Genomic DNA, 15,103 nt, shown 5'->3' with positions numbered 1-15,103 from the left:
CCTATCATTAAAAAGGTTCGATAGGTACATATATATCAACTATATGTTTATGTTCGGGATGCTGCTTTGGATCATTTCTATATACTTCAAAAGGATACGAGTCTCTCGGTTTATATCCGCTATTTGGCAGCCACTCACCATATATAAAGTCCCATGCTCTTTTATATTCATCTTGAAATATTTCAAAATGTCCTACTACATACTTGCCTGAAGGTATTACCATTATTCCAATGTCATTCGTTTCTATTGCAGATTCACCCGGAATTGTTATACATAAACTTGTTCTTAAATGATTGTCCTCCGTAAATTCATGATGATCGTGGTAAATGGTTAATACTTTCGTATCCTCAAATACATGATAGTTTTGCTTGGCTGCGTAATGAAATAGTTTCTCTATCATTTTCGGAAAAGCTATAGTTAACTCTTCATATGTACCGATATGTCTTATGTATGAGACGTTTATATCGTCCGCTGTTACAATTTCAACATTCCCTCGAACCTTCTTACATTCATTGTATTGAGAAGTTCTTCTTACGTCTTTGCAATTCTTGCTATTGTCGTTTCGATATTGAGACGGACTTACTCCGTAATAATTTTTAAATGTACGGGAGAAAACTGCTGAATCTGTGAAACCAAAATGGTAAGCGATATCTGTAATCGTCATATCCGGGCGATATGTAAGTAGATTTGTTGCCCTTTCTAACTTCAAGCGATTCACATACCGAGATAACGGCTCGTCTACTATTCCTTTAAAAATCCGATGAAAATGAAACTTTGAAAATCCTGCTACATCGGCTAGCTCTTCAATTGAAAGTGAATCATTTATGTGTGATTCTATATAATTTTGTACTTTGTATATGCGCTGTAAATACTCATTTCTATTTTGTTTACTCTCCATACTTCTAGCTCCTCACAACAAAAAGGCTAACTTTGTGCTAGCCTACTTTTACACATGTTTCAAAAATAATACTCTACTACCACCGTTCCCATCATAATTTGTATGTACCGATACACCCTCTATCTCATCATCCCCAGCCTCAATTTGAAAGCCAATCTCCCTATGAAACTGTATCGATTTTTTATTAACCGGTGATGTGATTGCTTTTATAACTTTACGATTGTTTGCACGCGCAACATCAAAGAAGTAAGAATACAATGTCGATGCGATTCCCCTTCTTCTATACTTCGGATTTACTCCGATAAAATGAACGTACGCTTCCTCTTTATGCGTTTGCGAAAAGAATCCGCATAAGAAACCTAACGTTTCGCCTTCTTCTTCAATGATAAAACTCGTTTCTTGAAAGTGAACGAAGAACAGTTTTGGCAACATAGCTGCCATATCTCTCCCGCCCCACCAATCATTTAAAACAGAATGAATCTTTACATAATCTTCCCCTTGAATGTTTCTTACTCGCATATGTTTCTCCCTCTCACTCACTTCATTTTTTCATAAATTTTAATGACTGTTTCTACTAATAGGATGAATACCCATATTCCGCAAAATACAAGGACAGACTGGAATAAAGAACCTAGCATAACAATACTTATTAAACCTAATTCTGGGCCTGAAATGGACATTTCATCAAATCCTATATTATGTATAAATGGACCGGTTGAAAAAGCCATAAAAATAGATGCTATTAAATAAATCACACTCATTATTTTTAATATTTTTATAGAAAGATACGAAGTTTGTTCTTGCTCCACTTGTGATAATTCGATTTCCCCACTCTCAATTCCTTTTTGCAGACAATCTTCACACAAAAATTCTTCCTTAATTTTTTTACCACCATGCAATGTACCGGTTATTTCTTTACATCTTGAACATTTTCGATTTATCATGTTGTTACCACTCCTATCTTTTATGATTATATTTATAAAATTCTATTTTTACCTTAATATCCCTTTTATGTATTTTATAGAGAAAGGTCGTGTTTTATGATATCTAAACTTACTTTTGGTTATAAAAAGCCTACTGAGCAATATGTATTACGACCTAGTTGTTATGCAATTATTTTTAACTCAACCTCTTTAAAGATTGCTATTATCCAAAAAGGAGAACGCTACTTTTTACCCGCCGGCGGTATGGAAGGTACCGAAACAAAAGATGAATGCTTACATCGTGAACTACTAGAGGAATTAGGATGGTCCATTGAAATTGATCGGTATATCGGTAATGCAATGCGGTATTTTTATGCTGAAAAGGAAGATACTTATTATTTAAATGATGGGTTCTTTTATATTGCGAACATGGTGCAGAAACAAACTGAAAACTGTGAGAAGGATCACGTCCTAAGATGGATGTCTCCTTTACATACTGTAGAACTTCTACTTCATGATCATCAAAAATGGGCGGTTGAACAAGCGCTTTTATTACGAAATAAAAAAGGATCTCCTTCTATATGAAAGAGATCCTTTTTACTGTTAGCTTACTTTTTTCAAATTGAGAGCTGGCTTTTTCATTCCGCCTTTTTTTACAACGTATAAGCCGATAAAGATGATAAGTCCACCAACGAGTTGCATCATATTAATTTGCTCTCCGATTGTTACTGCTGCAAAGATAACTGCGAATAGTGGTACAAGATACATATAAACCATTACTTTCGTTGAGCCTATTTGACTAATACCGACATACCACATTGCTAGTCCGAAGATGGTCGCAAAGACAATTGAATATACTAGTGATCCCCAGCTTAGCGTATCTACTGGCCATGTTAATGTGTTTACGTTGAATAAACAGTATATAACGAGAGGTACAATTCCAATTAAAGTAGACCAAGATGTGACTCTCATTGCGGAATATTTTGTAATAAGAGGTTGTGCTAAAATTGGATACCATCCCCACGCAATTGCTGCGACTAATCCAATTATATTTCCGAGCCATGCATACTCGTAAGTAGCTCCTCCTGTATGTCCTGTTAATAAAACGAATGCTGCACCAATAAACGCTACTATTGAACCAATTTGTACTTTCATCGAAAAGCGTTCTTGTTTGTGCAATACCGCTAATATTCCTGTAAATATAGGTGACATCGCAATTAATAATGAGGCGTTCGTTGCTGAAGTATATTTCACAGATAGCATAAACATCGTTTGATACATTGTCGTACCAACGATACCGACTGCTACTAATCGTAACCAATCTTTTCTTTCAATACGTAATGAGCGTTCCATTAAAAATGTAATAAGTAATAATACCGGTGATGCTACTAAAAATCGTAAGCTATTAAATTGAATGGATGACATAAATGCCACACCATACTTTCCAATTGTATAATTTGCTCCCCATACTAATGCTACTGATACTAGGAGCCATTCCATTTGCCATCTTTTCATCCGAATCTCCCCTTCCATATTTAGCATAGTAAAATTGGCTGGATATAACACCGTCCAATTGGCTGTTTTTTTACCCAGCCAATTTGTTATACTAAATGTATATAAGAGTTACGGAGGCGTTTTTTATGGAATGGAAGCTAGATAGCGACAGTAAAATCCCTATTTATCAGCAAGTTGTTGACTTTATTGAGAAACGTATTACATATGGAGAACTTCCTCCAGGTAGCTTCCTCCCTTCCGAACGGAAATTAGCTACACAGTTAAATGTAAACCGAAGTACAGTAACGACTGCTTATAATGAACTTCGTGCTATGGGAATTGTAGAAAGTACGACTGGTAAAGGAACACGAGTGAGTACACATATGTGGGGCGTTTCTCCAACATTAACGCCGAACTGGAGAAATTTCGTAGAAGGCGGTACATTTTTACCAAACTTACCGTTACTTCGCCATATTCGGGCAGAAATACAACAAAATGAAAATATTATAGATTTTGCAAACGGAGAGCTCGGTTGTAACCTCTATCCTCACGATCAACTACAAATGATTTTACGAGAACAACCGTTAACGCATTCATTAAGTTATGATCACCCGCAAGGCTATCTCCCACTAAGACAAGCGGTCGTAAAATATATGAAGGAATATTTAAAAGTTGAAGCGACTGAACAGTCCATTATGATTACTTCTGGCGCACAGCAAGCCTTGCACCTTATCGTACAATGTTTATTAAATCCAGGTGATGCTGTTGCTTTTGAAAGTCCTTCACACTGTTATTCCTTACCGTTATTCCAATCAGCAGGTATTCGTATTTTCCCGTTACCTGTCGATGAACACGGTATTAATCCAGATGATGTGCAAGAGCTATATCGGAAGCATCGTATTAAAATGATCTTTTTAAATCCAAACTTCCAAAATCCTACAGGCACAATGCTGCATCCAAGCCGTAGAAAAAAACTATTATCACTTTGTGCAGACTTACGAATTGCGATTGTTGAAGATGATCCGTCTAGTTTACTTACGTTAGAAAAAAAACAACCTTGCCCTACTTTAAAATCAATAGATGAAAATGGAACAGTCATCTATGTACATTCTTTATCAAAAATGATTGCACCGGGATTACGAGTCGGCTGGCTTGTCGCCCCGCAATCGGTAGTAGAAAGGTTATCTGACGCACGACATCAAATGGAATTAGGTATGAGCATTTTCCCACAGTGGCTTATGCAGCAATTTTTTGAAACTGTACCATTTCAGTCTCATATCGTACCGTTACGAAAACAACTAGCAGAAAAAAGAAACGTTATCGTCCGTGCCCTAAACGAGCAACTTCATGATAAAATCTCTTTTTCCAACCCTACTGGTGGTATTTACATATGGGGAAAATTAAAAGAACCGATAAACGAAAAACAACTCATTATGCAAAGCTTAAAACAAGAAATAGCCTTTATGCCGGGGAGTATTTTCGGCGCGAAAGATGGTTATATTCGTTTATCTTATGGAAAAGTGAATATTGATCAAATTGAGGAAGGGGTTTCTCGTTTGCGTGAGGCTATTTTGGTTTGTGAAAAGTAACTTTAGATACAAAACCCTCGTTTGACAAAAACTAAATCTACCATTATCATCAACACGAACCTAGTTATAGGAGTGATACCAATGAAAATCTATGTTGATGCAGATGCTTGCCCTGTAAAAGATGTGATTATTTTTGAAGCTACGAAGGCAGAAATTCCTGTTACCCTCGTTACAAGCTTTTCTCATTATTCTAATGCAGAGCAGCCAAAAGGCGTGGAAACAATTTATGTTGATTCTGGAGCAGATGCTGCGGATTACCGAATTATGCAGTTAGCCCAAAAAGAAGATTTAATCGTAACACAAGATTACGGTCTTGCTTCGCTTGCTTTAGCAAAAGGCTGTATCGTTCTTCATCATAAAGGGTACAAGTATACGAATGAAAACATTGACCAACTATTACAAACACGTTATTTAAGTGCAATGGTTCGAAAAAGCGGTAAGCGTACAAAAGGACCGAAACCATTTACAGCAGAAGATAAAGAGAACTTTAGAGCGCTCTTTAAAAGTATGATCGCACTGTAGAAAACCGTCTATTTGTAGAGAAAGAAAAGAAGAGAATATCCAAATGAACATTCTCTTCTTAAGGCTTACCCGTTTAAAATGAAGGTAAATTATCTAGGTTATTTTCTTTTATTCCATCAGGTTCACTACGTATAATATCTCTGCCATACTTATGAAATACATCCACATGAGCTAACTTCCCTGATTTTGCTTCTTCAAGAGCAGTCATATAATCTAACTCTCTCCCGCTACTTGTTTTAAACGCTATTAAATCCCCATCATCATTTTTACGAACGGCAACAATTTGTTCTGCTTCTGAATTGACTTCATGGTCTACTTCAAATTGAGCTTGCTCTTCTCCTTGATGTAAGTAATCATTATACACTTTTTCAAAATCTTTTTTGTCCATTAAACTCACCTCCAAAACATTTTATTAGTATGGTTGGGATGTATTGGTTTTATGTAATTTCCTCTAAACTTTAGTATTTTCAAATGAAAACATTGTCCCCTCACTATTTGATTGTAAAGTGTATTTTATATCAAACATCTTTGATATATCTTCAATATTTTTCAAACCAAGTCCTGTTCCTTTACTATTTATATCGAACCCAATCCCATTATCTCTAAAATAAACAATATCTTCATCTATAATGATTTTAAGTTTCTTAGCTTTTGAATGTTTAAGGACATTTTGAAAAATATTATCAAATAGCCTTTGAATCCATAACTCATTACTATTCCATATCAACTCTTTATCTTGTGGATTATATACTAATTCAATTTTATGAATGCTATACAAATAGCTCCATTTTTTAATCATATTTTCTATTAAATTATGTATATTCACTTCATCATGCACAATATAAGTATTCTCTAAGGTTTCGGTAGATTGCATATTAAATTCGTTAGTTAAATCACTTATATATTGTATCTGCTCATACAGTGATTCAAGTACTGGTGCTTGTTCCTTGTACTCACCTTCTAAATAATATAATTGTAATCTGACCGCTGTTAAGGGTGTATTAATATCATGCCGTAATTTATTTAATAGTTCCTTTTTTATTTGTTCCTGTTGTTGTAGTTCCAATTCTCGATAAGTTGTTCTTTCTATAAGCAAGTTTACTGATTTAATCAGTTCTCCCATTTCATCATCGCTTTTAACATCTATTATATTAGGGATTTTTTTATCACTCGCTAAATCTCGAATTGTTTGATTTAATATATTAATTTTATTTAATACGGTGTTAATCGACCTTGAAAATACAAAAGCTAATACTAATAGTGATAACAAAAATATGATTAACATAGTAGGATATGCATAGGATTCATGAAAAGGGATGTTCTTATTTTTAGTTTTAAAGACAGCATTATAAATAACTGATACAAAGATACTAATCAACAACAATAACAGTGGTACGCTAATAATAGCGGAGAATAATAGTAACTGATATTTTTTCTTTAAGTTCATTTCTTCATATAGGTATTTAATCTATACCCTTCTCCATATATGTTCTGAATAATATCACCTGTTTTATCATCAATTTTGGTTCTGATTTTCTTTATATGTACGTTCATGATATTTTGATTTCTATCTTCGAGTTGCCATAGGTAATCATAGAAGTGTTCTTTCGATAAAATTCTATCTCTATTTTCATATAAATAGAAGAATATTTTACGTTCAATTGCTGTAAAAGCAACTTCATTACGCAAATCATTAATAAAAACTCTTTTATATTCTGCATCTATAAATACATGGTTAATTTGCGTGAACATACCATATTGATTACCTAACATTTTCTGAATCCTTAACAACAACTCTCTAGGGTCAAAAGGTTTTATCATGTATTCTTCTCCAATAGTTAAACCTTTTAGTTTACTATCCATATCATTCCTTGCTGATAGAAATATAATTGGAATATTTAATCCTAGATTTTTTATTTTCTTTGTAATTTGATAACCATCTTCGCCTGGTAACATAACATCCATTACGACTAAATCTATTTCATGAATTATATCAAGAACTTTCTTTCCCTCTTTCTCCCAATACACATTATACTTCTCACGCTGTAAAATTTTTTGTAATAAATCTCCTATAATTAAATCGTCTTCAACAATTAATATGTTATATACTTTCATTATGTAGACCTTTCATCACTAAAATAACAATTGCTTAGTTCTTCACTACTTTATTCTTAATAAAATCCATAGCAATTTTGTATATTTCATCAGGAGCATATAAATAAATACTATGTGTACCTTCAATTATTTTCACATCAGCTATTAATAACTTGCTAGCAAACTCCTTATAATCTTTGTTTTTTTGCTTTGTATACTTCGAATCTTTATATTGCCTAGCAATCGCATCTATAAATAACATAGGTGTTTCTTTTGGGATCGATAAAGAATTTGATTTTTTACCGCTATTGTAGCTTTGTAAAAGTTCTTGCTTCATATCATCATTAAAAGCCCGCTTATACATAAGCGCTTTATAAACATCTTTTTCCTGTTCGTTTAAAAAGGATTGACGAATGACTTCGGGATTATAAGTAATAGAGGGAGCTAATCTCTGAAAACCAATTTTCGTTAAAATATTCATCCCTTTTATTTTTAATGAATCAACCATACCTATTTTATTAGTCACGTACTGTTTAGGTAAACCAATATCTAACGCAATAATCCCTTTTACTTCACTTGGATATTTTTGTGCCCAATAAATGGCCTCAATACCCGATAGAGAGTGTGGTACTAAGATGTATGGTGGTTTATTCCCACTTCGAATAAGCGCTTCTCTTGTTTGTTCTAGTATCGTATCAATATCTCTATCATCTTGAAAAACATCACTGTATCCATAACCAGCTCTCTCAATTACAGAAATCTTGTTTTCTTTCGAAAATTTACTGTATAAGCCTTTCAACTCATAAACAGGAGCGGCAATTCCAGATCCGGCCATAAATACAAACGTATCTTCCCCGCTCCCCTCATTATAAACATTCACTTTTTTATTATCGAAATTAACAAGTTCACCTTTATTGTTCATTAATTTCGATTCCATTTTTAATTGACAGTTATGATATATAAATACAGCACCTGTACCAAAGAAAATAATACTAATACACATTAAAAAAATTATTTTCACTAACCTCAATATTTTTTTCATTTGACACCCCTTTCAGCCTATACTAAAAGGGTACAATGTAAAAATAAATTTCTAATAAATTTTTCAAAATTAATATTTATTCTTGGTTTCTAAGGCTGGAGCATTTTTAATACCTACGCAAATCCTTCAAAGTTTCCAAAATATCATCTGTAAAGGCTGTACTACCCTCTGTCTCTAAAACTCTAAAGTATAAACTTCTTAAAAAAGCTCTAATATTTTGTACTAAAATATCATGCTGAGGATGCGGGATGTCTTCAACGATTGCTATACTATGTAACCAGTTGCTCCACTCTTCTTCTGTTAAAAGATTTTGATTACGTAATGACATAATTGGCGTTACTAATCTCTCATCCTCAAAGTGTATGTAAACATAGTCATTTAGGCGAACTTTCTGACGAACAGCTGCAAGAATCGCATATGAAAACTCACGATTTTGTATTGTACGTGCTAACGCATCGAGCGCATCCGCTGCATGTGCAGTAGAGTGTGCCCATCCTTTTCCTTCTACATAACCTCTTACATCCTCTTCTAAATATACATATTCCAGCACTTGTTCTGCTACACTGTACAGTTGTTCTTCGGATAACAACGGTTCTCTTTCATGAACAGATAAAATAAGTGGTGGAATTAATACGGAGAATGCACGTTTAAAAACAGAGTCTGTGCCTTTTTCACCAATTTTATAAAATAAATAATCTGGACTAATTGCTTGTAGCATTAACCCTCGTAATTCTTTTTGTCTAAACACATCAGTTGTAATCCATGTATGAAGCGTACTATAAATTAAATCATCGCGTAATTCAGCATCTGGTGATCCGATATAATCTAGCATCCACTGCGCATATGGATAAGCATCTACGTCTTCTGGTACAGCATAATTATTATTTTTAATTTGTAGTAGTTCTTCTTTTAATTCTAGTACTTCATTCATTATATTTTTTCTCCCCTTTTTGCGTTTCTTATTGCCTTATCCCCCGTTTTTCACTTTCTAAAGCTAATATAATTATACGAGAATTATAACTATTAATAAAAGGCTATACATATACTTTTGATTGTGTATTACATTCGCTCTTGAAATATAACTTCTGGATTTGCTAAATCACTATTCCGAAATACAACATCTACACAATCTTTCGGATTATGCTCATCTATATACATCTTACAAGCCGCATGATACCTGTTTAAAAACATTTTTTCAGCTTCTTCATAACTTCCAAAAGCTTCTGTCTCCCGCTTCGCACCACGTTTTCTCGCAATCTCAAAATCTGTATCTACAAAAATTTTGTAATCAAATAAATGCGCAACGTCTTTTTTTAATAGAAACGTTCCATCTACTATGAGTACCATATTGGGTTGAGCGAATATAGGCGTATTATATACAGGAATATCCGTTATTAAGTTATGAGAAATCGTTTCATACTGTAAATTCCCGTTAAGTCCTAAAGGCTTTAATAATCTTTCTTTGAAAGCTGTATAATCGTGTGCATCTTCATAATACCCTTTTGCAGATTCTTTACCTTGGGCATAACGAATCACTTTTGGGTTATGAAAATCATCAATGCTAGCGCGTGTTACTGGTAACCCTCGTTTTTTTATTTCTTCTGCTAATTCGTTTGCAAATGTTGTTTTTCCTGAAGCTGTAATACCGCTTACTCCAACTCTTGTTGGATGAGTTAAGTTTAATTTTAAAATATGATCTACAATTTCTTTAATTTGTTGTTTTCGGTTCATGATATTTCCCCCTCCATTTAGTTTACATAACAAAATTATAATTAACTTTTATGTCACTATTTGTCGGTAAGTCGATATCCTTTGTCGAATCGTCGATATATCAAAAAAATCGTTGATATATTTTAAGTTACGATAGATATATTATGGATTGGTTTACTTCCCCTTAAATCCTCGATACAATGCAGTTCGTAACTCTTGTTTGTATTCTGCAATCTCTGGCATATCAATTTCTTCTGCTAATCGAATTGCCAATTCAATATCATACGGTACACGTACGAGTTGTATGGAAAAGCTCGCTGCTTCTTTTTCATTGTATAGCCCTTCGAATATTAAATAAGAAGCTTGTGTAATTTCAAGCGGATTTCCTACACTACCAGCATTACATAACGTTTTCCCTCTGAAATTTTGAACGAATGCTTGATGAACGTCACCGTAGCAAACGACATCTGGTTTTCTTCCTCCTTCTATATTCTCCGTGAGCTCACTGTTTTCGAACATACTAATTCGCTCTTCTCTTGAAGCGTGTGGTTGAATTCTTTCATATAAACTTCTCGGTGAAGCGTGAAACATTCGAATGAGTTTTCCACTCATATAAAACTCGATTGAAAATGGTAAGCTTCTTAAATAGTCATTTTGTTCTTCCGATAGTTGCTTTTGATGCCATTTTAATGCCTCAAATTCAGTCGGTTTTGTAATAAAATCATCCCAGTTTCCCATTACAACTACTTCACATTCTTTACGAATGATTTCAATTACTTCGCTAGAATGAGGGCCTTTTCCGACTAAATCTCCAAGACAAATTATTCGTTCGATTCCCCTCAATTTAATATCTTGCAGTACCGATTCTAAAGCTGGAATATTACCATGTATATCTGAAATTACCGCAATTTTTTCCATATGTATTCCTCCTTTATTTATTACATTCACTTGATTGATACCATTTTGGAATATAGGATGAAAAATGATTATGATCATCTAAAATTCCGTTTAATCTTTCCTTCATATCATCTACTAAATGCGGCGTGCTTCGGTTTGTCCAAACGATATCCGCTGGGAATGTCATTGCTGCATATAATGAGTACAGTTTCCAAAAATGAAGCGACGGTTCACCTCCGCAATAACCGTGAACTTGTCCAACCGCAAATGGTTTGCTTATTCTTGTAGTAAAAATCGCTACGTTATAAAAATCGTGTATCGGATCTCCAAAATCATATCCACCAAAATCAATAACGATAAATTCCTTATTATGAATCATACTATTTGCTGGATGGAAGTCATCGTGTAAAAATGTGATTGGACGATTTCCCAATAATTGTTTATGCTCCGCTACAAATCTTAATACTGGCTTCAAATCAAGGAAATCTATTTCATAGTTTGCTAACGCTTCTACGTATCTTTCGTATTTATTCCATCGAACCGTTTCCCATTTATCACTTGCACTTTCTCTTTCAATTGAGTGAATTCGCTTTAATACTTCTCCAGCTTTTCTTCCTGCATGATACTGTTCTTCCGCCGATAACTTACTTAAGCCCTCTTCACCATTTACACCTTGGGCCCATTCAAATACTTGAACACATTTATTTAATTCCTCAAGTTTTATGAAGTGAATTAACTTAGGCGTTGGAATATGTAATGACTCTAATTGTTTCATATATGTATATTCTTCTTGTTTACGTTCAAAGTTTACAGCATCACATACTTTCACAAAATATGTTACTCTGTTTTCTAATTTTATTTTATATTTCTCTTCATGTGAAAAACCTTTTGAAATAGCTGTACACTTTACAATACGAGGCCATTCTAGTTTTCTCTCTATCTCTCTAAGCATTTCTTCCACAACGTTCACCTCTATCAATATATGTACAAACTACCTAGTACTTCATGCTCTCGTTTACTTTCACCTTTAAACTCCACTGCAAATGGATTTTCGCCATGATGATTCAATCGTTCTAGCACTAGCCCTTCTCCAATTGGTTCACAAAACTGCACTTGAATGTCGCCAAACGATACACTTTGACATTCCGCATTCCATTCTTCATTTTTAACGATTTGGCTTGCAGTTAGTCCCATTACTTCTTCCCATTTCCGCACTGTTTCTCGAACATTTTTCACTGCGTAATGAATCGTTTCAATTTGTTGCACTTTGTTTTTATGTTCCGTGATTGTGCCAATGTTACGTAAATCGTTTCTTCTTTCTTCATCCGTTTCATTCCACTGTATAAAGAAAGGCAATTTCGGTCCGTTCTCTTCTTGCTTTACAAATAACATTTTCCACTCTAAAAGGCGACCATCTTTTCTCATTCGTTTCCCTTCAAATGGTCCTATCGTATGTAATCCATGTTTATTAAACTTAACTGCTAGTTCTTCAATTGCATCTGTTCGAATTGCGATTTGTAACATTCCTTCTCCATCTTGTAATTTCACTACCGTTTCTTGTACTAATGGATTGTCTGCTTTCTTCGCTTTTTCTTCATGCTGAACTGCCAAAAATTCTATATATGATAAATCAAAATAACATAAACTATTCCAAGTACCCCAATTTGTATGCTCTCCGCCTAGTACAGTATGAAATCCACGCTCCTGCATTTGTTTTGCTGCTTCCTCCGGTGTACAATGTACTGCGTGAACGAGATGATCAAATCGTAACATGTCTTTCTCCCCTTTCTCTCCATCCTTTTATTGTATATTTTATTTTTATTTCATTCAATTTAAAAAACTTTAAAGCCCAGTTGATTTATACGATTAATATGTATTATAATGAAACAAATTTAATTATTGCTGATTGGAAAAACCAAAGGCACTTTTCTCATACGGGAAAAGTGCCTTTTTCATTTACTATTACAGGGGGATTATTTATGCAGAAATTAATTGTATTTGCTATTATTGGATTTTTCGCTCAATTAATCGATGGAGCGCTTGGAATGGCGTACGGTGTAACATCTACCTCACTATTACTAATGTTTGGTATCGCACCAGCTGTCGCTTCCGCCTCTGTTCATTTAGCTGAAGTCGTTACAACCGCAGCTTCTGGTGCATCTCACATCAAATTTGGAAATGTTGATAAATATACCGTTTCCAGGCTTACATTACCAGGAGCAATTGGCGCATTTGTGGGGGCATGTTTTTTAAGCAATTTACCTGGGGATGTCATTAAACCGTACATTTCTGTATTTTTATTTACTTTAGGGGTTTATATTTTATTACGATTCATTATTCAAAAACAAGTTATTACTTCAAATAAACGTATGTCGGCTAAACAACTTGTTCCACTTGGCTTATTTGCTGGATTCGTTGATTCAACTGGTGGTGGTGGCTGGGGGCCGATTACGACACCTGTACTTTTAGCAAGAGGAAATGAAGCTAGAAAAGTTATCGGATCTGTAGATACGAGTGAGTTTCCTGTCTCACTCGCTGCAACAATTGGTTTCTTCATCTCACTCGGCTGGGAACAAGTAAGTTGGGTTTGGGTATTTTCGTTAATGCTTGGCGGTATTGTCGCAGCTCCAATCGCTGCATGGTTAGTGCGCATCGTTCCTTCTCATTTACTTGGCGTATTAGTTGGTGGCCTTATTATCTTTACAAACATTCGTACACTACTTACTACATTTAAAGTGGATCCAACTATTATTTCACTTTCTTACGTGGCAATTGGTCTTGTCGTTATTATTTCTATTTTCATTGCTGTTCGCAATCATTCCAATCGTTCTAACACACCGACAACTGGATATCCGAATGATCAAAAACAAATGCTTCCATAACAATAAAAATACCGCCCGATATACTTCGAGCGGTATTTTTTATTTTTCTAATTTCCAATTCATCATCGTTTCTGTAGTGCCAGTTCTCTGCATATGTAATTTCTCTAATACACGAATGGAGCTTTCGTTTTCCAGAAGTGTCTCCGCAATAATCATTTCTACCTCTCCAGTTTGAAAAGCCCAATTTATTAGTTCTCTTACAGCTTCTGTTGCATACCCTTTATTCCAATATTTCTCAATAAAACCGTAACCAACTTCTACTGTATGTTCCTCATTTGGTTTCCCTTTAAACCCTATATCGCCTAGAACGATGTCATCTTCTTTTCGAATGACATACCAGGCGCCCCAAGGTAATAAATCCTTATCCTGTTTTACATTTTCAACATGCCCTACAATATGCGGACCACTATTATATCCTTGCTCGTTAGCAACGTGTATACTCTCCTCTGTACAAGGCACTATATAGAGCCTTTCTGTTTCTAATTTCATTTTGATTTCCCCTTTTCACTTAAACGTTACTCTAATTATAGCAAAAAATATGACTTTATTATGAATGTCGAATTATATTTTCTGAATTTTCTTTTAATTTTTGAAGGGTTTTTCAATATTTTTTGCGAAACATTTGTATAACAATTTTTTCTTTGCTTATTGTTACATAATAGTAGGTTCGGGTGGAGTTTTGCAAGCGTTTCCTATACAATAACCGATATTTTTTGACTTTTCCTAACAAAATATCTTGCAATATATTCAGAAACTCATTACAATTGCCATATATTAAAAATCTTAGCAATATATAAATCCTCATCAATCCGATGAGGTAGAGGTTGCGACTTTTAATAGTAAAACGGACGAGACACAGAGAATGTCTTAGACTCCGTTTGAAAGGAAAAGTTGCCGAAGTTTATATTTCTTCTCTGGAAATATGAGCTGGGGCTGTCTCCGAAAGGAACAGAACTGTCACGTTTACAAAATTACCGTGTAAACGTGGGGTGCTATCTTAACGGAAGGGTATGATGGGGTGGTTATTTGTGAAACGTTCCGCCAAATTCCTT

General features: G+C 34.4%; 18 protein-coding genes and 1 riboswitch. Of the genes, 4 read left to right on the top strand and 14 right to left on the bottom strand.

Going from position 1 to position 15,103, the window contains the following annotated elements:
- Window positions 1–7: 7 nt before the first annotated feature.
- Genes ACTFRS_RS03180 through ACTFRS_RS03170 form a run of 3 tightly spaced genes read right to left on the bottom strand, consistent with a single transcriptional unit; the run spans window position 8 to window position 1,842 of the window.
- Window positions 8–898, bottom strand: coding sequence for an AraC family transcriptional regulator (locus tag ACTFRS_RS03180; protein ID WP_318160620.1), 891 nt, complete (start codon window positions 896–898; stop codon window positions 8–10).
- A 48-nt stretch (window positions 899–946) separates the two neighbouring features.
- The gene (locus ACTFRS_RS03175) at window positions 947–1,417 is read right to left on the bottom strand and encodes a GNAT family N-acetyltransferase (protein ID WP_318160619.1); all 471 of its coding nucleotides are present in this window, start codon (window positions 1,415–1,417) and stop codon (window positions 947–949) included.
- A 17-nt stretch (window positions 1,418–1,434) separates the two neighbouring features.
- Window positions 1,435–1,842: a DUF3980 domain-containing protein gene (locus ACTFRS_RS03170; protein WP_016717861.1), complete on the bottom strand. Its 408-nt coding sequence runs from the start codon at window positions 1,840–1,842 to the stop codon at window positions 1,435–1,437.
- A 96-nt stretch (window positions 1,843–1,938) separates the two neighbouring features.
- On the opposite strand from ACTFRS_RS03170, the gene ACTFRS_RS03165 reads away from it, so the two are divergent.
- Window positions 1,939–2,406 carry an NUDIX hydrolase gene (locus ACTFRS_RS03165; RefSeq protein ID WP_318160618.1) on the top strand — a complete coding sequence of 156 codons (468 nt, stop codon included), beginning with the start codon at window positions 1,939–1,941 and terminating at the stop codon, window positions 2,404–2,406.
- 18 nt (window positions 2,407–2,424) lie between these two features.
- On the opposite strand, the gene ACTFRS_RS03160 is transcribed toward ACTFRS_RS03165, so the two are convergent.
- Complete coding sequence (locus ACTFRS_RS03160; protein ID WP_139865989.1) at window positions 2,425–3,336, bottom strand: DMT family transporter; 912 nt, start codon at window positions 3,334–3,336, stop codon at window positions 2,425–2,427.
- Window positions 3,337–3,461: 125 nt separating this feature from the next.
- Between ACTFRS_RS03160 and pdxR the strand changes: the two genes are divergently transcribed.
- Together pdxR and ACTFRS_RS03150 are read left to right on the top strand one after the other, a co-directional pair.
- Window positions 3,462–4,904, top strand: coding sequence for a MocR-like pyridoxine biosynthesis transcription factor PdxR (pdxR, locus tag ACTFRS_RS03155; protein WP_000454912.1), 1,443 nt, complete (start codon window positions 3,462–3,464; stop codon window positions 4,902–4,904).
- An 81-nt stretch (window positions 4,905–4,985) separates the two neighbouring features.
- On the top strand, window positions 4,986–5,426 hold the full coding sequence (locus tag ACTFRS_RS03150; protein ID WP_242293280.1) for a YaiI/YqxD family protein: 441 nt from the start codon (window positions 4,986–4,988) through the stop codon (window positions 5,424–5,426).
- Between the two features lie 73 nt (window positions 5,427–5,499).
- Here the strand turns inward: ACTFRS_RS03150 and ACTFRS_RS03145 are convergent, their stop codons facing one another.
- From ACTFRS_RS03145 to ACTFRS_RS03105, 9 genes are all read right to left on the bottom strand, one after another.
- Window positions 5,500–5,814 carry a DUF3892 domain-containing protein gene (locus ACTFRS_RS03145; RefSeq protein WP_000358165.1) on the bottom strand — a complete coding sequence of 105 codons (315 nt, stop codon included), beginning with the start codon at window positions 5,812–5,814 and terminating at the stop codon, window positions 5,500–5,502.
- A gap of 63 nt (window positions 5,815–5,877) precedes the next feature.
- The gene (locus ACTFRS_RS03140) at window positions 5,878–6,873 is read right to left on the bottom strand and encodes a sensor histidine kinase (RefSeq protein ID WP_196470632.1); all 996 of its coding nucleotides are present in this window, start codon (window positions 6,871–6,873) and stop codon (window positions 5,878–5,880) included.
- The gene (locus tag ACTFRS_RS03135) at window positions 6,870–7,541 is read right to left on the bottom strand and encodes a response regulator transcription factor (RefSeq protein ID WP_134197792.1); all 672 of its coding nucleotides are present in this window, start codon (window positions 7,539–7,541) and stop codon (window positions 6,870–6,872) included. The genes ACTFRS_RS03140 and ACTFRS_RS03135 overlap by 4 nt, the downstream gene beginning before the upstream one ends.
- Window positions 7,542–7,575: 34 nt before the next feature.
- Entirely contained in the window at window positions 7,576–8,562 is a 987-nt protein-coding gene (locus ACTFRS_RS03130) for an alpha/beta fold hydrolase (RefSeq protein ID WP_439194817.1), read from the bottom strand.
- Window positions 8,563–8,668: 106 nt separating this feature from the next.
- Window positions 8,669–9,493 carry a DUF2785 domain-containing protein gene (locus ACTFRS_RS03125; RefSeq protein WP_001006692.1) on the bottom strand — a complete coding sequence of 275 codons (825 nt, stop codon included), beginning with the start codon at window positions 9,491–9,493 and terminating at the stop codon, window positions 8,669–8,671.
- 128 nt (window positions 9,494–9,621) lie between these two features.
- Window positions 9,622–10,293 carry a hypothetical protein gene (locus ACTFRS_RS03120; protein ID WP_439194818.1) on the bottom strand — a complete coding sequence of 224 codons (672 nt, stop codon included), beginning with the start codon at window positions 10,291–10,293 and terminating at the stop codon, window positions 9,622–9,624.
- 153 nt (window positions 10,294–10,446) lie between these two features.
- Window positions 10,447–11,190 carry a metallophosphoesterase family protein gene (locus ACTFRS_RS03115; protein WP_440024273.1) on the bottom strand — a complete coding sequence of 248 codons (744 nt, stop codon included), beginning with the start codon at window positions 11,188–11,190 and terminating at the stop codon, window positions 10,447–10,449.
- 13 nt (window positions 11,191–11,203) lie between these two features.
- Window positions 11,204–12,130 carry an aminoglycoside phosphotransferase family protein gene (locus ACTFRS_RS03110; RefSeq protein WP_439194820.1) on the bottom strand — a complete coding sequence of 309 codons (927 nt, stop codon included), beginning with the start codon at window positions 12,128–12,130 and terminating at the stop codon, window positions 11,204–11,206.
- A gap of 14 nt (window positions 12,131–12,144) precedes the next feature.
- Entirely contained in the window at window positions 12,145–12,942 is a 798-nt protein-coding gene (locus ACTFRS_RS03105; protein ID WP_439194821.1) for a VOC family protein, read from the bottom strand.
- Window positions 12,943–13,040: 98 nt separating this feature from the next.
- On the opposite strand from ACTFRS_RS03105, the gene ACTFRS_RS03100 reads away from it, so the two are divergent.
- Window positions 13,041–14,051 (top strand): sulfite exporter TauE/SafE family protein, encoded by a 1,011-nt coding sequence (locus ACTFRS_RS03100; protein ID WP_029141140.1) that lies wholly within the window; start codon window positions 13,041–13,043, stop codon window positions 14,049–14,051.
- 39 nt (window positions 14,052–14,090) lie between these two features.
- Here the strand turns inward: ACTFRS_RS03100 and ACTFRS_RS03095 are convergent, their stop codons facing one another.
- A complete protein-coding gene (locus ACTFRS_RS03095) occupies window positions 14,091–14,540 on the bottom strand; it encodes a GNAT family N-acetyltransferase (RefSeq protein ID WP_000764619.1) in 450 nt (149 codons plus the stop codon).
- 321 nt (window positions 14,541–14,861) lie between these two features.
- A riboswitch (Lysine riboswitch) is annotated at window positions 14,862–15,054 on the top strand.
- Window positions 15,055–15,103 lie beyond the last annotated feature (49 nt).

Source organism: Bacillus cereus group sp. MYBK139-1 (genome assembly GCF_051916915.1).
GTDB classification, from domain to species: domain Bacteria; phylum Bacillota; class Bacilli; order Bacillales; family Bacillaceae_G; genus Bacillus_A; species Bacillus_A pacificus.
Note: the sequence above shows the minus strand (reverse complement) of the source record. Positions and strands in the feature narration are given on the sequence as shown.